35 protein-coding genes are annotated in these 26,173 nt (G+C 53.2%); 9 read left to right on the top strand and 26 right to left on the bottom strand.

Features of this window, described 5'->3' with window-relative positions; genetic code table 11:
• Positions 1-84 precede the first annotated feature (84 nt).
• Positions 85-1,542, top strand: a complete 1,458-nt coding sequence (locus tag KNP86_RS07210) for an aldehyde dehydrogenase family protein (protein WP_214711214.1) — start codon at positions 85-87, stop codon at positions 1,540-1,542.
• A 45-nt stretch (positions 1,543-1,587) separates the two neighbouring features.
• Here the strand turns inward: KNP86_RS07210 and KNP86_RS07205 are convergent, their stop codons facing one another.
• The 4 genes from KNP86_RS07205 to KNP86_RS07190 form a co-directional block, all read right to left on the bottom strand.
• Complete coding sequence (locus KNP86_RS07205; protein WP_114165343.1) at positions 1,588-1,926, bottom strand: zinc ribbon domain-containing protein YjdM; 339 nt, start codon at positions 1,924-1,926, stop codon at positions 1,588-1,590.
• A gap of 66 nt (positions 1,927-1,992) precedes the next feature.
• Positions 1,993-2,505 (bottom strand): GNAT family N-acetyltransferase, encoded by a 513-nt coding sequence (locus tag KNP86_RS07200; RefSeq protein ID WP_214753440.1) that lies wholly within the window; start codon positions 2,503-2,505, stop codon positions 1,993-1,995.
• Positions 2,506-2,618: 113 nt separating this feature from the next.
• Positions 2,619-2,948, bottom strand: coding sequence for a four-helix bundle copper-binding protein (locus KNP86_RS07195; RefSeq protein ID WP_034779654.1), 330 nt, complete (start codon positions 2,946-2,948; stop codon positions 2,619-2,621).
• 83 nt (positions 2,949-3,031) lie between these two features.
• A complete protein-coding gene (locus KNP86_RS07190; RefSeq protein WP_214753439.1) occupies positions 3,032-3,643 on the bottom strand; it encodes a protein kinase family protein in 612 nt (203 codons plus the stop codon).
• Positions 3,644-3,796: 153 nt separating this feature from the next.
• Here KNP86_RS07190 and KNP86_RS07185 point away from each other — a divergent pair, with 153 nt between their 5' ends.
• From KNP86_RS07185 to KNP86_RS07175, 3 genes are all read left to right on the top strand, one after another.
• Positions 3,797-4,693, top strand: coding sequence for an aldo/keto reductase (locus KNP86_RS07185; protein WP_214753438.1), 897 nt, complete (start codon positions 3,797-3,799; stop codon positions 4,691-4,693).
• 287 nt (positions 4,694-4,980) lie between these two features.
• Entirely contained in the window at positions 4,981-6,252 is a 1,272-nt protein-coding gene (locus tag KNP86_RS07180; RefSeq protein ID WP_353048160.1) for a hypothetical protein, read from the top strand.
• 124 nt (positions 6,253-6,376) lie between these two features.
• Positions 6,377-7,234 (top strand): pirin family protein, encoded by an 858-nt coding sequence (locus tag KNP86_RS07175; RefSeq protein WP_214753437.1) that lies wholly within the window; start codon positions 6,377-6,379, stop codon positions 7,232-7,234.
• A gap of 24 nt (positions 7,235-7,258) precedes the next feature.
• Here KNP86_RS07175 and KNP86_RS07170 read toward each other — a convergent pair whose 3' ends face one another.
• The 4 genes from KNP86_RS07170 to KNP86_RS07155 form a co-directional block, all read right to left on the bottom strand.
• Positions 7,259-7,561, bottom strand: a complete 303-nt coding sequence (locus KNP86_RS07170) for a hypothetical protein (protein WP_034779662.1) — start codon at positions 7,559-7,561, stop codon at positions 7,259-7,261.
• Positions 7,562-7,731: 170 nt separating this feature from the next.
• Positions 7,732-8,196, bottom strand: a complete 465-nt coding sequence (locus KNP86_RS07165; RefSeq protein WP_214753436.1) for a GNAT family N-acetyltransferase — start codon at positions 8,194-8,196, stop codon at positions 7,732-7,734.
• Positions 8,193-8,510: a hypothetical protein gene (locus KNP86_RS07160; RefSeq protein ID WP_214753435.1), complete on the bottom strand. Its 318-nt coding sequence runs from the start codon at positions 8,508-8,510 to the stop codon at positions 8,193-8,195. The genes KNP86_RS07165 and KNP86_RS07160 overlap by 4 nt, the downstream gene beginning before the upstream one ends.
• 55 nt (positions 8,511-8,565) lie before the next feature.
• Positions 8,566-9,090 carry a GrpB family protein gene (locus KNP86_RS07155; RefSeq protein ID WP_214753434.1) on the bottom strand — a complete coding sequence of 175 codons (525 nt, stop codon included), beginning with the start codon at positions 9,088-9,090 and terminating at the stop codon, positions 8,566-8,568.
• Between the two features lie 155 nt (positions 9,091-9,245).
• Between KNP86_RS07155 and KNP86_RS07150 the strand changes: the two genes are divergently transcribed.
• Positions 9,246-9,788: a TraR/DksA C4-type zinc finger protein gene (locus KNP86_RS07150; protein WP_138858609.1), complete on the top strand. Its 543-nt coding sequence runs from the start codon at positions 9,246-9,248 to the stop codon at positions 9,786-9,788.
• 139 nt (positions 9,789-9,927) lie between these two features.
• Positions 9,928-10,395 carry a helix-turn-helix transcriptional regulator gene (locus KNP86_RS07145; protein WP_034779672.1) on the top strand — a complete coding sequence of 156 codons (468 nt, stop codon included), beginning with the start codon at positions 9,928-9,930 and terminating at the stop codon, positions 10,393-10,395.
• Positions 10,396-10,434: 39 nt separating this feature from the next.
• On the opposite strand, the gene KNP86_RS07140 is transcribed toward KNP86_RS07145, so the two are convergent.
• The 3 genes from KNP86_RS07140 to KNP86_RS07130 all read right to left on the bottom strand — a co-directional run bounded on the left by KNP86_RS07140 (position 10,435) and on the right by KNP86_RS07130 (position 12,588).
• The gene (locus KNP86_RS07140; protein ID WP_214753433.1) at positions 10,435-11,427 is read right to left on the bottom strand and encodes a M23 family metallopeptidase; all 993 of its coding nucleotides are present in this window, start codon (positions 11,425-11,427) and stop codon (positions 10,435-10,437) included.
• A gap of 181 nt (positions 11,428-11,608) precedes the next feature.
• Entirely contained in the window at positions 11,609-11,791 is a 183-nt protein-coding gene (locus KNP86_RS07135) for a hypothetical protein (protein ID WP_152567766.1), read from the bottom strand.
• On the bottom strand, positions 11,788-12,588 hold the full coding sequence (locus KNP86_RS07130) for a GNAT family N-acetyltransferase (RefSeq protein ID WP_214753432.1): 801 nt from the start codon (positions 12,586-12,588) through the stop codon (positions 11,788-11,790). Before KNP86_RS07130 ends, KNP86_RS07135 begins: the two co-directional genes overlap by 4 nt.
• A 70-nt stretch (positions 12,589-12,658) precedes the next feature.
• Between KNP86_RS07130 and KNP86_RS07125 the strand changes: the two genes are divergently transcribed.
• Entirely contained in the window at positions 12,659-13,123 is a 465-nt protein-coding gene (locus KNP86_RS07125) for a GNAT family N-acetyltransferase (protein ID WP_034779680.1), read from the top strand.
• On the opposite strand, the gene KNP86_RS07120 is transcribed toward KNP86_RS07125, so the two are convergent.
• The 4 genes from KNP86_RS07120 to KNP86_RS07105 all read right to left on the bottom strand — a co-directional run bounded on the left by KNP86_RS07120 (position 13,104) and on the right by KNP86_RS07105 (position 15,773).
• A complete protein-coding gene (locus KNP86_RS07120) occupies positions 13,104-13,691 on the bottom strand; it encodes a GNAT family N-acetyltransferase (RefSeq protein WP_214753431.1) in 588 nt (195 codons plus the stop codon). The two genes, KNP86_RS07125 and KNP86_RS07120, sit on opposite strands and share 20 nt — an antisense overlap.
• Positions 13,692-13,785: 94 nt before the next feature.
• Positions 13,786-14,388, bottom strand: a complete 603-nt coding sequence (locus KNP86_RS07115; RefSeq protein WP_214753430.1) for an NUDIX hydrolase — start codon at positions 14,386-14,388, stop codon at positions 13,786-13,788.
• Positions 14,388-15,407, bottom strand: coding sequence for a S66 family peptidase (locus KNP86_RS07110; RefSeq protein ID WP_251130459.1), 1,020 nt, complete (start codon positions 15,405-15,407; stop codon positions 14,388-14,390). Before KNP86_RS07110 ends, KNP86_RS07115 begins: the two co-directional genes overlap by 1 nt.
• A 60-nt stretch (positions 15,408-15,467) precedes the next feature.
• Positions 15,468-15,773, bottom strand: coding sequence for a hypothetical protein (locus KNP86_RS07105; RefSeq protein ID WP_214753429.1), 306 nt, complete (start codon positions 15,771-15,773; stop codon positions 15,468-15,470).
• A 147-nt stretch (positions 15,774-15,920) separates the two neighbouring features.
• Between KNP86_RS07105 and KNP86_RS07100 the strand changes: the two genes are divergently transcribed.
• Positions 15,921-16,235, top strand: coding sequence for a hypothetical protein (locus tag KNP86_RS07100; RefSeq protein ID WP_034779691.1), 315 nt, complete (start codon positions 15,921-15,923; stop codon positions 16,233-16,235).
• Between the two features lie 85 nt (positions 16,236-16,320).
• Positions 16,321-17,106, top strand: a complete 786-nt coding sequence (locus tag KNP86_RS07095) for an SDR family oxidoreductase (protein ID WP_034779695.1) — start codon at positions 16,321-16,323, stop codon at positions 17,104-17,106.
• Positions 17,107-17,137: 31 nt separating this feature from the next.
• Here the strand turns inward: KNP86_RS07095 and KNP86_RS07090 are convergent, their stop codons facing one another.
• The 11 genes from KNP86_RS07090 to KNP86_RS07040 all read right to left on the bottom strand — a co-directional run bounded on the left by KNP86_RS07090 (position 17,138) and on the right by KNP86_RS07040 (position 26,116).
• On the bottom strand, positions 17,138-17,932 hold the full coding sequence (locus KNP86_RS07090; protein WP_214753428.1) for a GNAT family N-acetyltransferase: 795 nt from the start codon (positions 17,930-17,932) through the stop codon (positions 17,138-17,140).
• 67 nt (positions 17,933-17,999) lie between these two features.
• On the bottom strand, positions 18,000-19,067 hold the full coding sequence (locus KNP86_RS07085; RefSeq protein WP_214753427.1) for a saccharopine dehydrogenase family protein: 1,068 nt from the start codon (positions 19,065-19,067) through the stop codon (positions 18,000-18,002).
• A 60-nt stretch (positions 19,068-19,127) separates the two neighbouring features.
• Positions 19,128-19,604: a hypothetical protein gene (locus KNP86_RS07080; RefSeq protein WP_052090196.1), complete on the bottom strand. Its 477-nt coding sequence runs from the start codon at positions 19,602-19,604 to the stop codon at positions 19,128-19,130.
• 89 nt (positions 19,605-19,693) lie between these two features.
• Positions 19,694-20,323, bottom strand: coding sequence for an NADPH-dependent FMN reductase (locus KNP86_RS07075; protein ID WP_034779702.1), 630 nt, complete (start codon positions 20,321-20,323; stop codon positions 19,694-19,696).
• Positions 20,320-21,312, bottom strand: a complete 993-nt coding sequence (locus tag KNP86_RS07070; RefSeq protein WP_034779704.1) for a ring-cleaving dioxygenase — start codon at positions 21,310-21,312, stop codon at positions 20,320-20,322. The genes KNP86_RS07075 and KNP86_RS07070 overlap by 4 nt, the downstream gene beginning before the upstream one ends.
• 40 nt (positions 21,313-21,352) lie before the next feature.
• Positions 21,353-21,784 (bottom strand): MarR family winged helix-turn-helix transcriptional regulator, encoded by a 432-nt coding sequence (locus KNP86_RS07065; protein ID WP_034779705.1) that lies wholly within the window; start codon positions 21,782-21,784, stop codon positions 21,353-21,355.
• 131 nt (positions 21,785-21,915) lie between these two features.
• On the bottom strand, positions 21,916-22,350 hold the full coding sequence (locus KNP86_RS07060; protein ID WP_034779706.1) for a GNAT family N-acetyltransferase: 435 nt from the start codon (positions 22,348-22,350) through the stop codon (positions 21,916-21,918).
• A gap of 10 nt (positions 22,351-22,360) precedes the next feature.
• A complete protein-coding gene (locus tag KNP86_RS07055) occupies positions 22,361-23,488 on the bottom strand; it encodes a tetratricopeptide repeat protein (RefSeq protein WP_034779708.1) in 1,128 nt (375 codons plus the stop codon).
• Positions 23,489-23,536: 48 nt separating this feature from the next.
• A complete protein-coding gene (locus tag KNP86_RS07050) occupies positions 23,537-24,076 on the bottom strand; it encodes a ribonuclease FAU-1 family protein (RefSeq protein WP_029594462.1) in 540 nt (179 codons plus the stop codon).
• A 64-nt stretch (positions 24,077-24,140) separates the two neighbouring features.
• Entirely contained in the window at positions 24,141-25,193 is a 1,053-nt protein-coding gene (locus tag KNP86_RS07045) for a DUF58 domain-containing protein (RefSeq protein WP_034779711.1), read from the bottom strand.
• Positions 25,194-25,195: 2 nt separating this feature from the next.
• Positions 25,196-26,116, bottom strand: coding sequence for an AAA family ATPase (locus KNP86_RS07040; RefSeq protein WP_034779712.1), 921 nt, complete (start codon positions 26,114-26,116; stop codon positions 25,196-25,198).
• Positions 26,117-26,173 lie beyond the last annotated feature (57 nt).

Here is a 26,173-nt window from a genome sequence, read left to right as displayed (position 1 = left end):
TTAGTTGCGCATCGAGAGGTTTATTTTTTCAAATCAGGTGAATACTTCTTAAGGTGAAGCAAAAAGATAAAGGAGTGTTTGAATATGCATACCGATTTTACAAAGATGTACATTGATGGCCAATGGGTCGAAGGGTCAAGCGACAAATCGATCGATAACACCAACCCGTTCACGGATGAGACATTGTTCTCCATCCGGTCGGCCGACGAGTCTGATCTCGACAAGGCTTATGCCGTTGCGAAAGAAGCACAAACCGAATGGGCGACGATGCTGCCACAAAATCGCCGGGCCTTGATTGAGAAGTTCGCCGAAGTGACGTTGCAGCATAAAGATGACATCATCGACTGGCTCGTCAAAGAGTCGGGCAGCACGCGCATCAAAGCAGAAGGCGAATTTTTAGCCTCGATGGCGATCATCAAGGAAGCGGCGACATTCCCGTTCCGGATGGACGGGCTCATCAAGCCTTCAATCGTCCCGAACAAAGAGAACCGGGTCTATCGGAAACCGCTCGGCGTCATCGGCGTCATCAGTCCATGGAACTTCCCGTTCCACCTCGCGGTCCGCTCAATCGTCTCCGCCCTCGCGACGGGGAACACCGTCGTCGTCAAACCAGCGACGGCGACACCGGTCACAGGAGGTCTCCTCTTCGCCTCGCTATTTGAAGAAGCGGGTCTTCCGAAAGGCGTCTTGAACATCGTCGTCGGTCGCGGTTCGGAGATTGGGGACGCCATCGTCGAGCACCCGGTGCCAAAACTCATCTCGTTCACCGGTTCGACCGAGGTCGGCAAAGGGATCGCCGAGAAGGCCGGACGCCTGTTGAAAAAGACAGCGCTCGAACTCGGCGGGAATAACGTCTTCGTCGTCTTAGACGACGCCGACATTGACCGTGCCGTGGAATCGGCCGTCTATTCGAAATTCTATCACCAAGGGCAAATCTGTATGTCGACGAACCGAATCCTCGTCGCCGAGTCGATTCACGATGAATTCCTCAAAAAATTCGTTGAGCGAGTCCGTGCCTTGAAGTTCGGCAACCCGAACGAATCGGATACACAAGTCGGGCCGCTCATCGACCACGACCAAGTCGACCGCATCCTCGATCAAATCAAGCAGACGGTCGACGCCGGTGCGACGCTCCAGGTCGGCGGCAACGCTGACGGGAACGTGCTCGAGCCGACCGTCGTGAGCGGTGTCACGAACGACATGCCACTTGCGAAAAATGAGATTTTCGGACCGGTCGCCGTCATTCTGTCGTTCAAGGACGACGCCGAGGCGCTCCATATCTCGAATGAGTTGCCATACGGACTGAGCGGTGCCGTCCACGGTTCGATTTACCGTGCGACCGAGTTCGCCCGCCAAGTCGAGACCGGGATGATTCACGTCAACGACCAATCGGTGAACGACGAGCCGCACTTGCCGTTCGGCGGAGAGAAAGATTCGGGTCTTGGCCGCTTCAACGGCGAGTGGGTGCTCGAGGAGTTCACGACGCTCCAGTGGGTATCCGTCATGCACGAACGCCGGGAATACAAACCATTTTTCTCATAAACAGCAAAAAGCGTGTTGGTCCGCGAACGGATCAACACGCTTTTTTTAAATTTTTTTCACAAACTCCGATTTGAGCTTCATCGCGCCAAAGCCCTCAATCTTGCAGTCGATGTCATGATCCCCGTCGACGAGACGGATCCCTTTCACTTTCGTGCCTTGTTTGACGACGAGCGACGTCCCTTTCACCTTCAAATCTTTGATGACCGTGACTGTGTCCCCGTCTTGGAGCACATTTCCGTTCGCATCTTTGATTTGCGCGTCTGCTTCCGCTTCGGCTACCTCGCTCGGCGACCACTCGTAGGCGCATTCCGGACAGACGAGCAAGCTCCCGTCCTCATACACATAAGTCGACTGACATTTTGGGCAATTCGGTAGTTCTGTCATACTGATTCCTCCATTCGATACACTGTTCCCAGTATACCGCAATTTTAGAAGTTCGACAGCTAGCGGTCAGCCTTCTTGCGGAGTCTCGGGGCCTTTCAAATCAAGCTGATAAAACGATAAGTCCAGCCATTTGCCAAACTTGTATCCGGCTTTTTTAATCGTGCCTGAATGGACGAATCCTAACTTTTCATGGGCTTTGACGCTCGCGATATTGGCGGCATCGATACCACCAATCATCGTCTTCACTTCCCGTTCTTCACCGATGCGGATGATTTCACGGAGCAATTTATTCCCGATCCCTTTCCCCCGATAGCCGGGATGCACGTACACCGAGTGCTCGACCGTATAATGATAGGCCGGCCATGGACGGAACGGGCCGAACGTGGCAAAGCCCATGACGACATCGCCTTCCTCCCAAACGATGATCGGGAGCCCGGACGCTTTTTTGTCTTCGTACCAAGCGACGCGATTTTGAAGCGTCACCGGCTCGTAATGGTAAACAGCTGTACTGTTGACGATTGCGTCATTGTAAATATGTAAAACGGCTTGAAGGTCGTCTCGACGGCAGTTGCGAATCATGAGGACACCATACTTTCTATAAGTTTTCTTTATTATACTTATCTCAATTTCAAAATACACGTAACGATTTGCTGCCACAAAAAAAGTCAGCCGTTTCGACTGACTTTTTTACCTTAGGCTGCCAAACGGTCACACATCGATGCGCACTCGAAACAGACGCGCGCACATTCCTGACAATGTTCGTGCTTATGTTTCTCACACTCTTGGGCACACGCCTTACAGACGACCGCACAAGCCCGGGCCAGTTCCGGTACGAACGCCGAATCCCGTGTCATCGCCTCAGCGAGGAATGAACAGATTGCAGCGCACTCACGATCGAGTCGGATACAGTCGACCATCATCTTCACGTCATGTTCCTCGAGACAAGATTCAAGACAGTAATTGCACGTCTCCACGCAATCGTGCAACGTTTCCAGTTCGTTCGCATAAATTCGATGAGCCATGTATTCGTCCTCCTTTTGAATGACTACACAACGACAATACGTTACTGTTGTTCCCTAATCTTCAAAAGAAAAACGACCGTCGACTAACGTCTCGGGTCGTTCACGAACGTACGATATAGGTAGGCGACACCGTTCAACCAGCGCTCCGAATACCGCTTCGGCATGAAACGGAGGCGGTAGAGCCGATACATCCGCTTCAAATCTTCCCATTGGTGATCGACTTGTTGCCCTTGTCGGAATCGCGCCAAGTCAATCAAATAGAGTCGGCCGTCCGGCGTGAGGATGAGGTTGCGCAAATGGACATCGGACGGGGTCAACCCGAGTCGCCGGGCCGCTATGAGCGCCTCATCGACTTGCTTGATGTACGCGGGGTCGATCCAAATGCCTTCAATCAAACATTCAAACAGTGTCTTCCCTTCGATATAGTCGATGACGATATAGTTCGGACCCGCTTCGTACAGACCCGGGAATTGTGGCAATCCCTCGAGCTTCCGATAGATCACGGCTTCCTCGGCCGCGATGTGCGTATAGCCAGGGAAAAACACTTTAATGACGAGTCGTGTAGATTTTATGCGGAACACGGCAGCACTGCGCCCGATCCCGTGCAGTTCGAGGTCAGGATGATAGGCGGTCACACGCGTGTCTTGCCCGTGTTGCTCAAACGTGACGCCCGCATATTGTTCATAATGATTCATAGAGCACTCCTCTTTTTCGGTTCATCTCTTTCCTATCATAACTGAAATCACTTTCATTTGACTCGGTCCGCGTCCGTCCGATACGCCCAATAAGTGACGCATCCCCCGATTATCTCTATAATGAAAGCGACAGACAATGAGGAGGAATCAATCATGCAACGTATCGAACTGACAGAAGACTTATCATTCTCACGGATCATCCACGGCATGTGGCGTCTCGCTGAATGGGATATGAGCCCGCAGGAACGTCTCACGTTCATCGAGCAATGTATCGAACTTGGAATCACGACGTTCGACCACGCCGATATATACGGTGGCTATACATGTGAAGGACTATTCGGGGAAGCACTTCGCCTCAATCCTTCACTTCGCGATCAAATCGAGATCGTGACGAAGACTGGCATTAAACTGACAGGTTCTTTCAACCCAGGCCAAACAATCAACCATTATGATACGACGAAAGAGCATATCATCCATCAAGCCGAGCGTTCACTCAAAGAGCTCGCCATCGACCAGATTGACACGCTGTTGATCCATCGTCCCGATCCGCTCATGGACCCGGACGAAGTCGCTGAGGCATTCATTACGTTACAACGAAGTGGAAAAGTCCGGACGTTCGGTGTCTCGAACCACGTACCGGCAACCCAACAGTTGCTCCAGTCACGCTTACCGTTCCAACTCGTGACGAATCAGCTCGAACTTTCACCGATGCAACTGAAACACTTCGAAGATGGTTCTGTCGACCTATGCCACGAGAAGCGGATGCCGCTCATGGCGTGGAGCCCGCTCGCCGGCGGTCAACTGTTCACCGAGTCACAGTATGCGCCGCTTCGCGAGAAACTCGAAGACATCAGTGACCGCCATAAAGCGAGCGGCATCGATGCAGTCGTTTACGCATGGCTTTTGAAACACCCTGCCAAGATCATGCCGATCGTCGGATCTGGGAAAATTGACCGAGTCAAGACCGCCGTCGGCGCGCTCGATATCGAGCTCACCCGTGAGGAATGGTTCGAAATTTTGAAGGCAGCCCGCGGCCGCGACGTCGATTGAAGGTAAAAATAAACAAATAAACCCTGATTGGTTCCATCCTTGATTTTTTAAATAGTTTCATCATTTTCAAGAACGTGGCCATTCAACGGTTCATTCGTCAAAAATCGACATGTTCACAAGAGTGAAATTCCATTTCATATCCATAAGTGTAAAACAAGCCCGCTCAGTTCAAGTTGAGCGGGTTTTTTGATTTTTTTTTAAAAAAACACATTAATTTTCCTAAGACTAAAGTCACAAAAAAATGGTGCTAAAATGATGAAAGTTAATCATCAAAGGAGTGCACCCCCGTGAAAAAGTACTTGATTCTTTGTACGCTCGCCATGTTGTTCGTCCTTTTTGGATGTGAAGAAGAACATGCCTTTCGTTTACATACAGCTCCAGAGTACTATCAAGGTCGCGCTACCCTGCCATCAGGACAACAAATCGAAATGACCGAGTCCGATCGGACGAACGTCCTCGATGCTTGTTATCCAGAGGACGCGCTATCCCGTATTCCTGACGGAGAACGTCACTTGATCGGGACGGTCACATTGACCCAACCGCTGATCACGACATCCTCGACCGATGTCTTTCCGACCGCCACTTTTTTTGAAGTGGACAATCAAGCCTACGTCCAGTGCCAAGCCGAGACGATCACGTATATGAAACAAATCGACACGTTGCCGAACAGTCTCATTGCGTATCGTGACCACGCTGTCCCGTCTTCGGCAACGTCAAAACTACGAAACGCCCAACCGCACGAACGGATCCATTTCACAGAGGAAATGACTAAACCCGTCGGCAACGAGCCATATCCGAAACGGAGCGGGCTCGATCAGACGCTCGTTCACGTGACGATGCCGTTCAATGGCTCTTTCGAATTCACGTTCGAATCCCCGGAAACATATGAGACGGTCACGTTGCCGATTAACGAAGCATCGCGCCAACCTTTCCTCTCCCTCGCCTTAGGTACCGAGGTGTCTCAAGATACAAAACAATACGGGCTTCATTTGTCATCTGATCAAACCTTATATGGGGATGTGCTTCGACCGAAAGACGCGAGGTTCGACCGCATGCTTGGCGCTCGTCAAGCGAGCACGCTCCCGACGACACTCATCCCGAATGAGCGTTATCCTTTGTTCAGCTTTTCGTTCATCCGTGACGGGAAACCGCATAAACAAGTCGTCTCAATCACCTATCGAGAAGAGACGTTGCTTCGCGGCGATCGGTTGAAAACGAAGATGCGACAACAATTTGCCCACCGCCGGCATGTCGTGACACATGACTTGGCGCTGCTCGGAACGGAGTCCAAGGACGCATCGTTCTTGCATCACGCCAATGCCGAGGCCGTCCAATTCGTGTTTCAAGCGATCGATCGTTCAAAAGCTGTCGCCACGGCCGGAACCCCGGCCCCGACTCCCTATTTGACCGTCTTCGAAGGTATTTGTGCGCAGACGTTCGATGTCAGCTATAGCGGAGACGATGTCTTTTTGACTAATACGTTGACAGGGTCACACTTCAAACTGCTCCGCGCCGATGCCGAACGGTGGCACGACTTATTCAATAAGCAACAGGGCTAACCCCCTTCCTAAAGACAGACCGGTATGAACCGGTCTGTCTTTGCACGTTTTCTAGGCAAAATCAGGAAGTATCCATCGGTCGCTATGCGACAATGACAGCAAACGATGTAAAGGAGAGAATTCGATGACGAAACGATTCGAGCGCGACGTCGCCACACATTGGCCCGTCGCTTATAAGCAACCTGGATATCCACACGTACAACAAGGTTGGGTCTTGCCCCCTGAGCGAAAAAACGAGTTCGACCCGTTCATCTTGATGGCCGAGGACTGGTTCAAACGTGGCACGTTCTCGGACCACCCGCATCGCGGTTTCCAAACGATCACCTACGTGATTGACGGACGACTCGAACATATCGACAACCATGGCGGCCATTCGATTTTAGATGCCGGAGACGTCCAGTACATGAACGCGGGCTGGGCGGCCCGACACGCCGAGGAGGCCGTTGCTGATGACTTGATTCATACGCTGCAACTATGGCTCAATTTACCGAAAGCGCTCAAAACGACGACGACGTCTTATCAAAACGTGTACGTCGAAGACGCCCCGGTCGTGCCGATCGACGGTGGACAAGTCCGTGTCTATTCGGGTGAGGTCGCCGGTGCGACAGGCCCGATGGACAGCCTTGTCCCGATCACGATGAGTGAAGTCACCTTAAAGGAAGGTGAAGTCTATGAGCACGTCATCCCCGTGAACCATAACGCCTTCGTCTATATGCTCGCCGGTTCGGTCGAACTCGGGACGTCCGCGACACCGCTCGAGAAAACACACGTAGCGACGCTCACATTCGACGAGACGGCCGAGGGTGAGAGCGGACTCCGCATAAAAGCAACGTCACGCACGAAACTGCTTGTCTATTCAGGCAAACCGATTCGAGAAGACTATATCGCTCACGGCCCGTTCGTCATGAACACCGAGGATGAGATTCGCCAAGCGTTCCGCGACTATCACGCCGGTGTGTTCGGTCCCCCGGCCGTCAAATAAAATAAGCCGCGCCTGAGGCGCGGCTTATTGTTTGTCCGGCATGAGCACCGTCTGTTGTGTCGGAACCCGACCAATCGGGACGGTCCGCTCGACGAGGACGTAGCGTTTCCCGTCCACTTCAAACTTCCGGTCGCCGAGATAATGGGCCGACTTCCCGTCTTCATACAGTTTCGTCAAGATTGCCGGCACATACTCATTCAGATTCGTATAATGCTCGTCTAGCGTCATGACGATGTTGCCTTTGCCATAACCCAACCATTGGTTCGACATGAATAACATGAGCGAAATCGTCCCGATGACACCGATGACTAAAATGACTGTCTCCATCAAATCCTCCTCATTCCACTTTCAAAAATTGCGCATCATAGCGGCGTGCCAAGACGAGCACGAGACCAATCAAAAGTGCCGATGAGATGGCTGGCACAAAATCCGGTACCGTATCTCCCGCGCTCAAGAAATCGAATGTCCCGTGGAACAGGATGGCCGGTCTCTCCGTTCTACAGCTGCTTCACGACGACTTGACGTTTCGCTCGGAATCCGACCTGTTCATAAAAAGCCGCAGCCGCTTCGTTCACCGACCAATAATCCAATTCGATAGATGGGAACCCGTGCGTGATGGCAAAGCGTTCCACTTCATCCATGATCAAACGTCCATACCCTTTTCGCTTCGCTTCCGGGTTAATACTGATTTGATGCACGTACAGCGTGCGCACTGCTTGCCGAAATGCGTTCGCCTCACTCACCCGCTCTTGAAAACAGACGTATCCGATGACGTCAGCATCGACCTCTGCCGTGAAGAAATGATAATCGTCCCGTGCCATCATCTCCGAAAACGCCGTTTCCATCGCCGCGTGATCGTAAGATGCAAAGAAAGCCGGTGCGAGTTGAAGATGATGCTCATGGATGGGACGGTTCAACGTCGCAATCAATGCCGCATCGCCGGTTCGTTTCAACTGCATCATAACGATCCCGATCCCTCGTTCCCATAGTCTCGTGTCTCAGTGACCCCGTGCGGTTTTTCATACCCGCGCAACGTGTGGTTCGAACTGACGGTCTCTCTTCCGCTCAAACGGCGCTGAATGGGACGGGCCAGCCAGTAACCTACGAATAGCGAGGCCGGAAAGACGATAAACGCGGTGCCGAGAAAGACATAGAAATAAGACTCCTCGGCTGTTAAGACGAAGTGACTGACTCCGTAACGCAGTCCGAAAAACAAACCCACGAACACGACGGCGACGAACGCGTACTCGATACACTTGCCAAGAAATTGTTTCATTCCGTTCCCCCCTTAAATAATTACCATTCTTTACGAGGGGAAATGGAAAAAGGTTTCAAATTTGTTTTCTGGATCCATACCATATTGTAGCCGCCCGCTCCGTCGCCGATACCCAGTCTTGTTTCCCTTGGATGTAACTTTCGATATCGTCCGGATGTTGGCTCGCCAACTGCTGCTTGAGCGCCGCATACTCGTCCCGCACGTCCGGGAATGTGACCAAGTAGTCACGAAAGGCGAGATGCCGGATGACGCCGTCATCCCCGTCCTCGAACATATGGACGTGGAAAGTCCGAACCTCCTCGCCTTTCGCAAAGAAACGGCGTCTCGGGATGCCGTGTTCGCCAAAACTCCGATAACCGAGCGCTTCCATATGACCGATCCAGTCGTCGATTCGCTCGATTTGCCGCACGACCGGCATGATGTCGATAATCGGCTTCGCGTCGAGCCCGGGAACCGACGTACTGCCAATGTGATGAATCGCGACGAGTTCGTCTTCGAACAATCGCTTGAGCTTGGCCGCCTCTTCTTCGAATTTCGTCGCCCATATCGGGTCATATGGGATGACTTCTACTTTTCTCATCGTCCTAATTCCTCCTTCGCCTAATTCGTTCCTTCTCTGTCATCATACCCGTTTTCCGAATCGTTTAGAAACGGACCCCGCCGACGGGAAGGTTTGTCACGACTCAAAATGGGAAATGCTAATACTAATGAAAACAGAACTGGAGAGTGAACCGTATGTTGACACAGAAGCAGATCGATACGTTCAAGGAGCGTCTATTAAAAGAAAAAGCGAAGACCGAAGGATATATGGAAAATCGGGAAGAGGTATATGACGAAGGGGAACTGTCGCACTATGATAATCACCCGGCCGATTCCGGGGAAGAGCTCTTTTTGCGTGAACGCGATCAAGCGCTCACGGAGCTCGATGAAGACTTTTTGAGTGATGTTGACAAGGCACTGCTCGCCATCGAGAAAGGCACGTATGGAAAGTGTGAGGTGTGCGGGCAAGACATCGAGTTGGACCGCCTAGAGGTGATCCCGGAAGCGACACTCTGCATCAAGCATGCGCGTGAACAAGAAGAAGACGAGCATCAGACCGACCGTGAACGCCCGGTCGAAGAAGACGTGCTCAACCCGTCCGAGACAGCCGCCCGCAAACAGCTCGATGGGACGGACGAGCCTGGCCAAAGCACCGACGCTTTCAGCCAAGTCGAGGATTTCGGGAGCTCGGATACGATTGCTGATAGCGAAGGCAATCACGACCCGACACGAGAATAACTTAGGCCATTGCGTGAGCGGAAGGAGTCCATCTCCTTCCGCTTTTTCATGACCATAAACAGCTGTTTTCCCCATCCTATATCTTCCCTGTTTTCAAGCCACATGATACGATGTGTAAAAATACATCTTAGGAGAATTTATGCATACAAAAGAAACGTTTTCTGAGCTGATTTCCAGCAAACTCAAACTGATTCGGACGGAACAAGGATTATCCCAAGAAGAACTCTGTACGCTCGTCGGTATCTCAAAAAAGACATTGATTCAAATCGAGAAGCGACGCCTGAACGCGAACTGGACGACGACCGTCGCCATCTGCGCCTTGTTCAATCAAAGTCCCTATCTGCACTCATTGATTGGCGACCATCCGATCGAGTTCATCCGCCTCGTCGCGCATACCGATCCAACGTTGGCGACGAAGACGTTGGGCGGACACGTCTGGTGGACGACGATCGAGCATCAAGGGAAATATCGGATTCAACAGAATATGGTCAGTCAACATTACCGGATTCTCGACCACGACGACTTTCGCTGGTTCAGCACGTTCGACCGCGACGAGGCGTTCCAAAAGCTGTTCGAACTGCGAACGACACATGATGAGCAGGCTTGAAGAAATGACACAAAAAATGACGCAACGAATTTCGTTGCGTCAATAAGTGGCTTTAATGGGCGACGCGCCACCGAGTACTTCGGCGACGTCCATCGGGTTGACCGTGTTTCCGGCCGAACTGGATGAGTAGGCATATTCGCCTTTATGCACTTCGAAATGGAGGTGAGGACCTGACGAGTTACCGGTGTTGCCGATTTGGCCGATGCCTTCGCCTTGGAGCAACGCCTGTCCTTTTTTCACTTCGATTTTATGCATGTGCGCGTAGACCGTGGTCCATTTCTGACCATCGATTTCGTGCTCGATGAAGACGTGCTTGCCGTAAGGACCACCTGACTTGACGTCGGTGACCGTTCCGGCCGCGGCCGCGTAAATCGGTGTGCCGACGTTCGCGGCGATATCGAGTCCGTTATGGAACGTGTACCCGAACTGTCCGCTCGCAGCGCCATAGCCTTGTGACAGACGACCGGTCGCCGGCATCATGAACTTCTCAGGCGCTAACGCTGCCGCTTGTCGTTTCAAATCTTTCAACTCGGCGGCCCGATGTTTCAATTGCTTGTAGGCGGCTGAATGGGTCGAGCGGGCCTTCTTGTGCTCTGCGTCCACTTTGGCCTGTTCGTTCTCTAATTTTTCTAACGACCGAGTCGTCGCCGCTTGTTTCTCTTTCAAGTCAGCCTCGGTCTTTTCAGATGCCGCCGCTTCCGCTTTCGCGCTCGGAAGCACAGTCGATAGCACTTGTTTGAACAGGGATGGATCATCCGTCTCGGGATTCAGCGCCGTCTCGTATGACGCGAGTTTCGCGTTGGCACGATCAATCTTCTTTTGTATCGCGTTCTTTTTTGCTTCCACCGCTTCAGCGCGGCGTTTGGCTTTCGCGACCGATTGTTTTGAGGTATGAAGCCGCTGTTCGGTCTGTTCGAGCGATTTCGTCGCCTTGACGAGGTCTTGCGGGGTAAGTTGATCCGCCGATACGGCTGAAGTCCCTGAAAAAATCAGGACGCCTGTACCGACGGTTACGAGTAGTTGTTTCCACATATATTGATAAAAACCTCCAAATAGGATGATTCGCTAGCTATATAAAAAGCTACAAGTGCGAATATAGCATCCATGTTTGAAAAGTTCAATATATGAAGCATTTCATTTGTATGTCGAACATGTCAAAACGGTGAGTCGACCCTCCACAAACTTCACTCAAACTTCATATGTCCTATCGCGGTCACCGTTTTCGTTTCAATACGATTATGACAATACTGAGGGCGGCGCAGACGGTCAAGGCCGGGCCACCGATTAAAAAGAACCGGGTGCTGGCTGATGATAAGTTCGTCGTCAGTCCGAGGATTGTGAACAAATTCCCGACAATCAGCAGCACCATCAGGACGGGCAAGAAACGATGCATCACACGATACCTCCCGGTTTGACCATCTCGAATTGAGCGATGGCGTCCTGCACGAATCCGAGTCGGCGGGCTGCCTCGATCAAGGCCGGACGATCCGAAGTGAGCGTCAGTTTAATCGGACCGGAAGCTGCTGCCGCTCGCAACAACCATTCCGCATCTTCATCCCGACCAAACACATCAAGGAGCAAATCGCCTCGGAAAAGGAGGGCTCCTGTCGTCTCGCCCTCACGGACTCGCACAAGCTCAGCCTGTTGTTGGGTCGTACGAACGTCGACTTGCCAAATCGGTCGGTGGGTCGCAGACGGATAATACGTCTCGAATAGCTCGGTGATCGGTTCCGGTTCGAGCGACGCCTCCGTCTCGGTCGGTACAGATTGGAAGTACATAATTTCTCGAACTGTTTCATAGCCGAGCCGTTCATAAAGCGTGAGTGCTGGTTCGTTCCCTTGGATGACTTCAAGCAGGCGTGTGCCCATCGCTTGTTCATCGAAGCGGCGCATCAACTCGTTCGCGATGCCGAGGTGTCGATAGCCAGGGGCGACCGCCAAGCCACCGCAACGAGTGACCCACCCCGAATCCAGGTGCGCCACGCCGCTCAACATGACGGCAACAGGACGATCGTCCGCATAGGCGACGACGGAACGGGATGGCTGGTTTTGATCGCGGACGAGAAACACCGCCTCAAATCGAGCCTCATCCATGTCAAAGTGAATCATATAATCAGAAAAACCGTCCATGAAGGCATGGTATAAATCCGCGAGCGGTGGATTTTGGACATAAGAAATGATTGGTCTCGCCATCGTGCTCAGTTCCTTTCGAGTTAGAGTTCAGTATACTAGAAGAGTCAACTTACACCGAGGAGGAATCCGGATGTCAATCAAACTCGAACCACTCCGTGACGCCCATTGGCCTGTCTTGGAGACATTTTCCCTACCGCTCGACCAAGAGAAGTATACGACGCTCCCAACAGATCTCGATTCGCAGTTGCCAGACGGGGTGTACCCTGTCGTCATCACGACCGATGAGCCCGTTGGCTTCTTTTTGCTCCACGACACGGAACGGGTCGCCTCTTACACGGAGGCGCGAGATGCGTTATTGCTCTCGATGTTTTCCATCAATCATCCGGCTCAAGGAAACGGCCACGCCAAAGCGGCGCTCCGTCTCTTGCCAAGTTATGTCCGGGAGCACTTCACCGATAAACACGAGGTCGTCCTGTCAGTCAATCTCAAAAATGAGCCGGCCTTCTCGCTCTATCAAACTGTCGGCTTCGTCGACACCGGCCGCTTGATCGACGGACCGGTCGGACCCCAACGCATCATGTCGCTGCAGGTATAAGTTCGCCGGGTAAGATGCTGTAGACGGCCGTGTCCGTCAAGCGTTTTCCGTCAGCGGACAAGTCCTCGTTTCGGAGCGTGCCTTCCAACTGAAAGCCGAGCCGTTCCGGAATCATTCGACTTCCTTCATTGGTCGACTCGCATTGGATTTCAATCCGCTGGAAGCTGAAGTGGGCGAATCCGAAACGGACGATCGCCTCGACCGCCTCGCTCATATAACCGTGGCCGGTGTGTTCCGTGTGAAGCCAATAGCCGACTGCAGCCTTCCGTACGTCCCAGTCAATCCCAAACAGGCTGACCGTCCCGACGAACGTCCCCGTCTCCCGTAAAAAGATGAGATACCGAAAACTCTCGCCTGTTACATAGAGTTCCTGTGCCCGCTTCAAGTTTTCTTCTGTCTCGGATAACGTCGGCACTTCTTGCGCGAACGGAAGCCAGCGCTTCAGTTCATCATGCGACTCCCGAATCGCCTCGTTGACGATACGGGCATCTTCCCCGGCGCGAGGTGCCCGCAAGTATAACCGTCCGGTCTCAATCTGGAGCGGTGTATCTGTACGTTCAACGTTCATCTCGTCATTCCCCCCTCTTCACTTGCGAAAACACCAAACCAAAAGACTACCTAAACCGAGCACGAGCAATACGTTCAGCAGTTGCCAAATAAAATCAATCATGAGACCCGCCTCGATTGCTTGAAGTCAACTCTTCAAGGCCTGTCAAAACTTGCTCCCAGTAGCTTGTCGGATGGGGCACGAGATCTTGCTTCGTCACGGTCCGCGTCTCCCCTGAGATTGCCGAGATCGACTCAACCTCCGCATGCTTCCCGGCCAAGAGCGACCGGAACGCCGCAAAATCGACCGTGACGACATCGCCCACTTCCGTCTCATCTAATGTAAACGGTTCTCCCGCGTACGCGTAGACATATGTATGGGCGAACTCTCGATCCAAAAATGTCCCTGTCTCGATCACGTCTTCGAAGACGCCGAGCGGAGTCAGTTGATCGAACGTCAGGTCGAGCCCGAGCTCTTCATGAATCTCCCGCACCCCGTCCCGAACGGTCTCTCCGGCCGCCAAATGCCCGGCTGCCGTGATATCGAACAATCCGGGAAAATCTGCCTTCCGATCGCTTCGAAGTTGCAGGAAGAGACGGTCGTGGGCCGTCATCCAACAATGGAACGTTTCATGCCAGTCCCCGTCCCGGTGCACATCGGCGCGTGACTTCAACCCGACTTTCTTCCGCCGGTGGTCTACGACCGTGATGAATTCCATTATCGCGTCACTCCATCCTCTAAAAATGTAATTGTCCCTGACGTCGCATCGAGTTCGACATCGATGCCGATGGGGAACACGTGTGACGGAAACGTATGCCCGATATCGACGTTCGTCAAAATCGGGAAGTCGACGTCTCCGAGCACTTCGAGCAACAGCTCCTCAAACGTGAACGGTGCGCCGGCCGCATCGAAATGTTCATGTTTCCCGATGATGAGTCCATTGATTTGATTGAACACTCCGCCCAGTTTGAGCATACTGAGGGAACGTTCCTCGTCTGCCATCGTCTTGAACGAGTCTTCTAAAAACAGGATGACCCCGTCCATGTCTGGAAAATAGTCCGACTTCAAGAAGCCGGTCATCGTGTTCATGTTCCCACCAATCAACTTGCCACGAACCTGACCTTCTCGGAGAGTGAGCCAGCCATCATTCGGGCGGAAATTTTTCTCCCGGTCCTGGGTCGACCAATCGATCATCTCCTCGGTCCACTCTCGGGGAACGTCGAGTGTGTAAGGCGCCGTCCGCTCCAAACAGAGTACCTCTCGCACGTAGCGCTCCCCGTCCGCAAACATCGTCTCGTATTCCCCGAACGACGGGACGATGGCTGGACCGTAGAACGTCGTCACGCCCGTCTCCGTATAGCAGGCGAGGAGGAGTGCTGTGACATCGCTATACCCCATGATGATTTTCGGATGTTGTCGCAACGCCTCGTAATCGATATACGGTAAGAGTGAGTTCGAGTTCGTCCCCCCAATCGTGCTGATGATCGCTTTCACGTCATCATCACGCAGCAGCTCATTGAACTCCTCGGCCCGTTCTCGGATCGAGGCCGAGCGGTATCCTTCTGAACGGTGCGTGCACCGTCCTTCTCGTACGAGAAATCCCATCCGCTTTAGCTGTTCAATTCCTCGCGCATACCGTTCCGGAAAACGGACCGGTGCCGGAAACGAGGGCGTGATGATTCCAATCGTGTCCCCTTCCCGTAACGCCGGCGGTTGTTCACTTGTCCCCAACATCATCGCTCCCTCACGTTCGTTTCATTCACTGTACGGGTTCTAAGAGTCGGCTGACAACCTATCCTAAAACAAATCAGGGTCCTCCGAGAGTGTCCGTACCTTTCGAATTTTCTGCGGGCGACCAATCCAACCGAGCACAAGAAAGAAGAATCCGCCCGCAACGATACAAAATAATCCGACCAATCCCGCGATGATGCCATTGAATCCAAACCGTTCTCCGCTCAAGACAAGGAGGAAGGGGAAGCAGGTGAACGCGACACCTAATATCATCAGTCCGCCCCATATGCGTCGCCGCGGGAAACCGATTGTCCACCATCCGAACGCCACCAATCCTGAAATGATTAAACTAACCAGCCCGACTAGAATCATCGTCAGCGCCTCCACTCATCAAATTGTCTTGTTTTATTCCGCATCACCGATTCAAATTCCTGTCAAAAGAACCCTATAGGATTCCTGTAATCCGGGTAAATAACTAATGGAAACCATCGTACCGGAATGACACAGAGGAGGAACACCATGAGAACCCGACTCATCTTTGCTCTGGCATTTATCGGTCTTTGTTTAGTGGCAGTGTATTGGATTAGTACATGGGACGACCATCAAATCGAGGGACGGATTGAGCAAATCGATATCCCGCAATTGATGATTGGTCCGAGTGACGTCTCAGGCAGTGAGGTGAAGTTGCAGACGATTTTAATCAATGATCAGACCGAAGTAACCGGGAGTGCGGACGACGTGCAAGAACTCCGAGTTGGTCAAGTCGTCACGGTGGAGCTCGACCGGGACGCAAAACTCAAGATTGCCGTGTCAATCCATGTAACACCGGATTAAGCGACACGGCTTTTTTTCAGAAAACGAGCATAGTTTTCATAGAACGGTGGAATATGAGAACAGGAAGCTGAAAGGAGCGAATTGAATGATTTCAAATACATTGTTATCGGGGAAAGTCGCGTTCATCACAGGCGCGGCATCCGGAATCGGACGCGCCGCCGTCATCCGGTTCGTCCAGGCGGGGGCAAAAGTCGCCATCATCGACTTAAAATTAGAAGATGCCCAGCAACTCGCAAGCCTGATCGGAGAAGAACGGGCCATCGGCATCAGTGCCGACGTAGGGAACGAAAACGAGATGAAACGGGCGTACGAACAAACAGTCGAACGTTTCGGCCGTGTCGACATTGTCTTCGCGAACGCGGGTCGTAACGGGACGATCACGCCAATCGAGCATTTGTCGCTCGAGGATTGGAACGGTGTCGTCGAGACGAACTTGACGGGCACGTTCTTGACGGTGAAACATGCCATCCCTTACTTAAAGGAACGAGGCGGCAGCATCATCATCACGTCATCCATCAACGGGAACCGTTATTTCAAAAACTTCGGTTTCAGCGGCTATGCGACGACAAAAGCCGGACAGACCGGATTCGCCAAAATGGCTGCAGCCGAGCTCGCCCAGTTCGGCATTCGCGTCAACTCGATTTGTCCCGGGGCCATCGATACGAACATCGATGACTCGACGAACCGAGATGACGCCTTACTTGAGGAAGTCGTCATCCCGATTGAGTACCCGGAAGGGAATCAGCCGCTCGCCGGCAAGTCAGGCACGGCCAAACAAGTCGCGGACGTCGTGTTGTTCTTCGCGAGCAACATGTCGAGCCACGTCACCGGTTCCGAGGTGTACGTCGACGGCGCCGAATCTTTGCTTTAACGACAACAGGTCGCCCCGCGGGGCGACCTGTTTATTTGAGAATCGGGCTTTTCATGACCGCTTTCTGATAAAACGGGATAAAACCTAAACGCTCCATATTGCGGCCCGAGGCCGTATCGACTTTCGTTGTGACGGTCACGTACTGACAACCCGCAGCTTTCGCGGCGGCGATCCGCTCCAAGATGAGCTGTGTCTGGTAACCTTTGTTTCGGTAAGCTGGGATTGTGCTCGTCAAAAACAATTCCCCCATCCCGTCCTGGATAGCAAGAATACCGCCGGCGACAGCCGTCTCGCCTTCGCGGACGAGAAACGCCTGATTTTCGGGTAACGCGTAGAAGCCTTTCGCGGTATCGATCGTCTCTTGCATGACCGTCCCAGTCTCGGCAAAGCCGGCCGCGATGGCCCGGGCCCATTCGTTCACGTTATCGGCGTGCACGCGTTCGACCGTATGCTCCATATCCGGAAACACGAACGTGTCCACGTCGAGCAACCAGACGTCGAGGAAGTGGTCGAGCGTATAGTTTCGTTCTTGCAGCAACCGAAGGAGCGACATGTCCGCGAGTGGACAGACCTCGATATGTAGGCGGGACACGTTCTTCCCGCGCACCCACTTCTCCATCTGGTGCAAATCGTAAAAACTGGTCGGTCGATTCAACCCGAAGCCGACCGCGAAACTCGTATTGCCCATCCGGAAGACGTGGCCCTTGTTTTCAACAATCAATTCCGAACCTTCATAGGGAGGGGTCTGTTTACGATGCCGAATATAGGCAGACGTCCCTTCCGCTTTGATGCGTTCGATTCGCCTGGCTAGTTCTAAGCGTCTCATCTCGTTCCCTCCCCACTAATCTCCCCTGAGTTTACCACACTTCGATTGCGAACAGATTGTGATTCCGTTACAGCCGGACCTCATCGACGACAAATGACGACGATCCTTCGATTTCTTCGATGAAGTGCGACCCGAACAGCATCGCCGGTGTGAAGCTGCCTGGAATGACCCGGCCCGATCCGACAAGACGCTTCACGACCTCAAGTGCGCCGTACACGGTGAAGGCATACGTGCTCGCCGTCTTGATGCGAACGATCACTTTGCGACCCGAAGCGTCCGTCGCCTCGCCCCAGACATACGTCGATGATTGCTCCCGCTCCGACTCATCCGGTCCGCTCACGTGCTCATCAACGTAACGGAGCAGCTTTCCTTGCACCGCGTCGCTACCAAGAATCGGGCCGAACCAAGATAAGAGACGCGCCCCGTAAGCGTAAGCCGTCGGGACCGGGACCCACGTCGTGATGTTCGGGATACCAGTCGTATAATAGGCGGTCGAGACATCCCCCCATGGAATCGCAAGTGCCGTTTTCTTGCCGCGTCCGAAATCGATGTGACGGCGTTTCGCCCCGAGCGGGAATGGTGTCAGTTCGCCATCTTTCCGTTCGGCACTGCTCGACCCGAGTCCGCGGATGGCTGTTTTCAGCGTCCCGCGTGAGATACCGGCGGCCGCCGAGAAGCCAAGGGCTAGATTCGTCGCGTCCGGCATCAGCTCTTTCAACTTGCGGGCCACACAGTCGGTCGGGATGACGTCGAAGCCGACACCCGAACAAAGCAACACGCCGGCCTCTTGTGCGAGTTTGGCCCGTTTCTTCGAGTGGATGTATTCGAACACTTCAATTTCCCCGGTAATATCCAAATAATGCGTCTTCGTAGCGAGGCATGCCTCGACCATCGGCCGACTCGTATCGGCGAACGGTCCGGCACAGTGTAGCACGAGGTCGATGTCTTCCAATTGGCGTGTCGCCTTATCGAACGACAAGTTAAAGACGCGCGTCTCACACGCGAGCTCTTCCCCGAGCTTGGCGATTGCGTCCGCACGTCGACCCGCGAGCACCGGTGTCATCCCTTCTTTTACTGCTTGCCGGGCAATCAACTCACCAGTATATCCGTTCGCCCCATAAATCATCCATTTCATCACGATTCCTCCTTCAACTCTACAAACATGTCTTTTCTTTGTTCCCTATCCTGCCAACTTTCACCCGTGTAACCGATGCATCACGTCTTGCATCACACCAATCAAATAGACGACGCCAACAGCCGTCACTATGACACCGACGGGGATGACGAGACTCGACCACACCTGCCTTGTTCCGAACCGACAGCCCTTATATGTCAAGTAGCGATCAATCGCCCAATATAATAGCGCCGCCCCTAAACTGAGCCAGAGCAAGACGAGCCCGAACCCGATATGTAACCCAAACGAAACGAGCGGCCCGAACCGCTTCGACATCCGGCGTGTCACCCAATCGCTGAACACCGACGTGAACACGCCGTACGTGACGATGACCGGGAAACTAACTGCCAGATAGGCGGCCGTCAACATCAATAGCCCATTCACCGTATCGCTCACCCCACCGCTGTCCGGATATTGCGGGATGACGACCCAACACGCCAACAAGAGTGCATAAATCGGGGCCGTGAGCGACGCCGCGACAATTTTCCGAGCCCACATGCTCATTCCCCCTTCTTCTACTCCAACTTTACACGACCCTTAAAAAAAGCGCACAAAAAAACCAGCCTGTTTAAAGGCTGGCCAAATACTTAGTTGTTCGCAGCTTCTGCCGCTTTCGTGCGGACCGTCTGCATCGCTTCTGTCCATGGGACGAGCTGGTCGAGCATGTCGTTGACCGATTGGACTTGTACGTCTTTCGGTGCGAAATGTGTGCCGTTCTCGAAATCTGTAAAGAGCGAGAGCGCTGGGTGGACACGGACGTGGGCGATCAAGAGCTCGCTCAACACGCCGCGTAAGTGTTCCGTCGCACGCGCACCGCCGACCGAACCGTATGAGACGATGCCGGCTGCTTTGTTATGCCATTCGTTGCGTAAGTAGTCGAGGGCGTTTTTGAGCGCACCTGTGATCGAGTGGTTGTATTCTTGGACGATGAAGACGAAGCCGTCCATCTCCGCGATTTTCTCAGACCATGCGCCGGCACCTGTTGCGTCGCCGCCTGGCTCGCCGAGAAGCGGGAGGCTATAGTCTGCGATATCGATGATTTCATAGTTGGCGTCACCGCGTTTGTCCGCGAGTTCTTTCACCCATTCTCCGACTTGCGGGCTGACACGTCCTTCACGAGTCGATCCGAGTACGATTCCAATTTTCAACATGTTAGTTCCTCCTTGTGAGTTGGTTGGTTCCTCTTGTTTACCGAACAAACGATTTAAAAAGCTCATTTCATGCCCTCATATTCTTTCTCAAACGTTTTTGTGCTTCTGACCGTATCAATCGGTCGAACCATCGCTTCAATCTGTTCCCGCTTCGGTTCTAAGAACGGCGGGAGTGACAATTTTTCACCGACCGTCTCATACGGTTCATCGCCCATGAATCCTGGTCCGTCCGTTGCCCATTCGAACAGGATTTGCGGCGCGACTCGTGCATAAGACGATTCGAAGAAGAAGCGGTCGACATAGCCTGACGTCGGTAACCCGAACTGTTGCAAGCGTGCCGTCCATTCATCGAGGACACTGCGGTCATCGACACGGAAAGCGACGTGATGCACGGTTCCGAACCCTTGGCGCGCGACTGGTGACGTTTCGTCATGAATGACGACGACTTGCGCTCCGTTTCCACCCTCACCTCCTTCAAAGAGATGCGCGTCACCTTCTTGCCCGATTTCTTCGAACAACATGACTTGCTCCATCACTTGTTTGAAATACGTAAAGTCCGCGATACGGATGAAGATTGGACCGAGGCCCGTGATGGCGTACTCGAGCGGGACCGGGCCGTTTTGCCACGGTTCGCCTGACGCGACGCCGACGTTGAACTCATCCGAGATGAGCTGGTACGCCTGTTCGTCAAAGTCGACGAACGCGAGCGTTTTCTTGCCGAACTGCTCGGTGATGCCTTCATGCTTCACGCCGAGGCGATTGAAGCGACGTTCCCAATACGTGAGCGCCTCGTCGGTCGGGACGCGGAACGACGTCTTGGCGATCTCGTTCGTCCCGTGCACGCCTTTTGGGATGCCCGGGAAATCAAAGAACGTCATGTCTGTTCCAGCGCTGCCTTTGTCATCGGCGAAAAATAAGTGGTACGTCTGAATGTCGTCTTGGTTGACCGTCTTTTTGACGAGACGCATCCCAAGGACGTTCGTGAAGAAGTCATAGTTCTTCTCGGCGCTGCTCGTAATCGCCGTCACGTGGTGAATACCTTTTACATGGTTCATTAAAATCGCTCCTTCAAAATCTTGATTTCGAGATAATTAATTAAAAAATTTTTGACGCTTCGGCGCGTTTGCCGATCGTCTTCAATTGAGTGATCGTTTCATTTAGTTCGAGTCCATCGAACAACTCGTCCATTCGTTTTTCGTGGGCTGGAAAGATGCATGACATGAGTGTCTGTCCTTCCTCAGTCAGTGCCGCATACGTGACGCGACGGTCGCTCGGACACGCTTTGCGAATCAAGTAACCTTTCGCTTCGAGCCGGTCGACGATATACGTCATGCTCCCGCTCGTCAGTAATACTTTTTTGCCGATCATTTGAATCGGTTGGTCGCCTTTATGGTACAGCAATTCCAGGACCGAGAACTCGGTCGGATTCAGCCCGTACTCGGCGACTTCATGCTTGACCACGTCTTGAATCGATTGCGAGGCCCGAAGCAACACCGTGATGGCTTTTAATGTGTTGGATTGTTTCATCTGTTCCCCTCCTCTGCTGAGAGAAAACAATACTTTAAATTTCATTATCTTTAATTCGAGATAAATATAACACGCTAAATTTGATGGGTCAATCAATTTGTCTCAAAAAAAAGACGAGTTGCCTCGTCTTGTCATGCACGGCGAATGACCGCCATCTCCCGCCCGAAGCGATTGCCTTCATCGACAAAGCCCAACCTTTCATATAAGCGATGCGCGCCGATATTGTCAGGATGGTAGCCGACGACGATCGGTTCGGTGCCGAGTTGCGCCATCTCTTCTAACATGAGTTCGGTCGCCTGGCGCCCGATCCCTTTCCCTTGGTGCGCGTGGTCGACCATGATGCGATATACCCAGCGTGCATCCAACTCTTCGAGTGCCGTGTTGTACATAAGAAAGCCGACTATCGTCTCGTCCTCATAAATGGCGCGTGCCTCGAGCGTCGGCTCGTACACTGCTTGCAGCAAGGAAATCGCATTCGGTTCCATATACGCTTGTTGTGCGTCAGTCAGAGTGAGTTGACAGCATGGATACCAGTTTTGGTCTGTAATCGGTTGCAGTGTGATCATTCGGTTCTCCTTAATCATACGTCTCGTCCAAGTTACGCGCATAAAACGCGATGGCGCGACGATACCGTTTAATGCTGTCATCCGGCTCCGGGCTTGCGAGCAGTTCGAGCAACGTACCGGTCGCCTCACTGTGGCGTCCGAGATTATAATGGGTCATCGCTTGAAATACTTTGAGCGCCCCGATGTCTGGGAACTGTTCGATCGCCTTGGCGAACAACGCCTCAGCGTCCTCATAGCGGCCGAGCGCCCGATACGTGCTGCCGAGTCCGATATACGTCTCCCGGAGCTCTTCGCCGGCGAGGCCGAGCCGGATTGCCCGTTCATAATGCGGGACGGCTTGCCGTTCTTCTCCGAGCGAATCATAACACCAGGCGCAATGGGCATGCAGGCGTGGGTTCTTCTCGTCTTGACGGAGCAACATGAGCAACAGCTGCTTTGCCCGTTCGAGCTCTCCGTTCTCGCGGAGACGAATCGCTTCGTCGAGCCCCTTCTCCTCTGGGGTTTGAACTTCCAAGTCACTCAAGTCGTCAAGCCACGCTTGCAACAATTCGTAATAGCGACCGACATGGACGCCATCGACGAGGGCATGGTGGGCTTGGACCGAGAGCGGCATCGTCATCCGGTCACCGGTCTCCGTGAATTTGCCCCAGGCGATGCGCGGCACCGTATCATGCTGTTGGTCGTGTGTCGGGTGGCTGATGCTCGTGAACGTGACCCAAGGCACGCTCGTGATGTAAAGCAGACTGTCCGGCTCATCGTCGCCGACAACGACTTCCCGTTTCGCTCCGCTCATCCGGGCCGTCACTTCTTCCATGAAGTCCAGAAACGCGTCTTTATACGTTGCCGTGCAAAAATTGAAGACGTCATCATCCATCATGACAGTAAAGGACGGATGCACGACGTCATGCTCGATGACCTCGTCGCCGCGGATGCGGTAGCGAAGCTCCGGGATGGCATTCGCCGTCTTGACGGCACCATACAAGAACAGTTTAAAGAACGACTGGCCGGTCCGTTTGGCGTGCGTATGTAACTTCGTCACATCAACGCTCGCCGTCACGTTGAAATGCGGAGCGTCAAACGCCTTGAAGAATTCGTAGTGCTTCTTGCGCGACCACGTCTCGATATTGATAATTTTCATATTCGTCCCCCTGTTTTTTCTTTCACTGTACCAAAGGGAACAGGCCGTTCAAAGTTTTTGCTTCAATTCGGTATAATGCTCGTTCGCCAAGTCGAAATAGACGAAGTCCCGACGTTCAATCCGGTCGAGCGTCGCATGGAAGTCACGCCAGCCCTGCTCGACGAGCTCCGGCGTCAGTTCTCCGGCCTCCGTCGCTTCCTCGAACTCGTCCTCGTCTTTGCGGACAACGTCCCCGTTCGGGAAGATGAGGATGTCGAGCAACAAGTCGTCCATATACGGGATTCCGTCCTCGTATCCGATCGCTTCGACGATATCGATGTACCATTGAACGATGTGCCCTTCATCATTAAACATGACGGTCACACCGAACGGCTCGTCGTCCGGGAAATATTGGAGCCAGCTGTAACCGGCATCGGCGACGATGAACTCTTCTCCCTTGTGCATCTTATATTGCGGTGCGCGGACCGCATCGATTTGAAACAAGGCGACGGTCCCGGAGAAACGGTCATCATGTACCTCCATTTGCGCGTAGCGATGTTGCAAAATCCGTTCCCAGTCTCGACGATTGGCAAATTTCCGTTTTGGCATATGTCTCTCTCCTTTTGACCCAATTCATACGTAAAGAGTTCGCCAAAATCCGACATTTCCCTGTTCAATCGTACAGATTGTGTTGATTGAACGAGACGAGGTGGCTTTGCTTCAACCGTTTCCGTTCGACCATCCGCGTAAAGGCGTCAGTCGAAATGAAGCGATTGCCCGGGTGAATGGTCGCCAACTGCAACAAGATGAATCGTATGCCGCGCTCGCCTTCTTGAAGCCGGATATGAACCATCGTCCCATCTTCTTCAAAACGATTCAAGAATAACTCAATCTTGCAGTCCTCTTTCAACAAACGTGACGTGACGAAAGCGACTTGGCTGATCAGCGATTCGAAATCATGATGGAGCGTGTAACCGGATGGTCCGTTCAAATCCACGGCGAACGTGAACGTATCGAGCGTCGTCTGTTGAAACACTTTCGACTGCAATCGTCCGAGTTTTGCCGTCGCATACCAGTCGATCTCCTTGACCGGTTCCCCTTCATACGGTTTCGATCCAATCAGCTGCAACGGATTTCGAAGCGGTGACGCCAAGAGTGGTCGTTCCCCGAGCGCTAGCCGCTTCGTCCCGACCGGTGGGTGCAAGAGGAGTGACGGGAGGACGGTCCATTGCGTATCAACCGGCCGCTCATACAAATACGTCCCTAGTCGAAACGGGAGCGTGACGGCGATGACGCATTCCTCAAACGTAGCTGGACCGCGATACCCGGCGCGCACAATCAATTCATGTCGGGCCTGACCGACATCGACCTCATAGTCGAGCACGCTCGGGATCCGGTCATGCGCCGGAAAGCTGATTCCCGAGCTCGCCTTCAAACGAATGCGAAGTGGCAGGCCGATCCGGTCCAACTCGCCCACCCCATCGACAACCAATACGAGCCGACTCTCGTCCCCGACAAACAGCAGTTCTTCGTATTGCGTGAACTGGAGATCGATGTGCCGCTCGAGTTGTTGCCGCGTCCGCTCGAGCATCCAAATCGCACTCGCGACAATGAAACATAGATAGCCGAATCCGTAGACGTACGGGAAAAACACGAGCATGACTCCGCTCACGATATATACGGGCAGGAGCCGTCGCTGTAACCATGCGTGTGTGGAGAGTGTCATCGTCAGCCCTCGACCGGTACGGGGACGGTGTCTAAAATGTGCGCGACGACGTTCGCTTTCGTCGACTTGATGCCGCCTTCAAGTGTTAACGTGATGCGATGGGCGAGCACATACGGCGCCACGGCTTTGACGTCTTCTGGGATGACATACAGCCGGCCGGCCAAATAGGCATAGCTTTGACAAGCACGGAGCAATGCGATCGCGCCGCGTGGACTGACCCCGACCTCGACGGACGCATGGCCCCGGGTCGCATGGACGAGACCGAGCATGTAATCGAGGACATCGTCTTGAATCGCGACTTGTCTCGTCTCAGCCTGCGCTTCTTGCAGCGAGGCGAGTGACGTCACGGCCTCGATTTGTTTGCGGGTCTCGGTCAACACTTGCAACAACAGTTCTCGCTCTTCGGCGGCTTCCGGATAGCCGACCGGAATCGAGATGAGGAACCGGTCGAGTTGCGCGTCTGGGAGCGGGAACGTCCCGGCCGATTCAATCGGGTTCTGCGTCGCGATGACAAAGAACGGTTTCGGCATCGGATACGTCTTCCCGCCGATTGACACTTGTCGTTCCTCCATCGCTTCGAGCAGCGCCGACTGGGTGCGTGGGACGGCTCGATTGATTTCATCAATCAGGACGATGTTTGCGAAAATCGGACCTTGGCGATGGTCAAAGCCTTGCGTCTGCATATTGAAGTAGTCGGTCCCGATGACGTCGGACGGGAGCAAATCGGCCGTAAATTGGATGCGCGAGAATGACCCATCAAAACTGCCGGAGATCGCTTTGGCGAGCAACGTCTTCCCCGTGCCCGGAACGTCCTCAAGCAAGATATGTCCTTCGGCGAGAAGTGCCGTGCAGCAGAGACGAACGACTTCTTCTTTCCCTAAATACACTTCATTCAATTGTTTGATGACCGCTTCGATTCCCATTTCGTTCTCCTCCGTTGGTAGATGTCTTATTCGAAGTTTACCTGTTTATGGTAATAT

This window comes from Exiguobacterium sp. s16, assembly GCF_018618115.1.
GTDB classification, from domain to species: domain Bacteria; phylum Bacillota; class Bacilli; order Exiguobacteriales; family Exiguobacteriaceae; genus Exiguobacterium; species Exiguobacterium mexicanum_A.
This window is presented reverse-complemented; position numbering and strand designations above follow the sequence as displayed.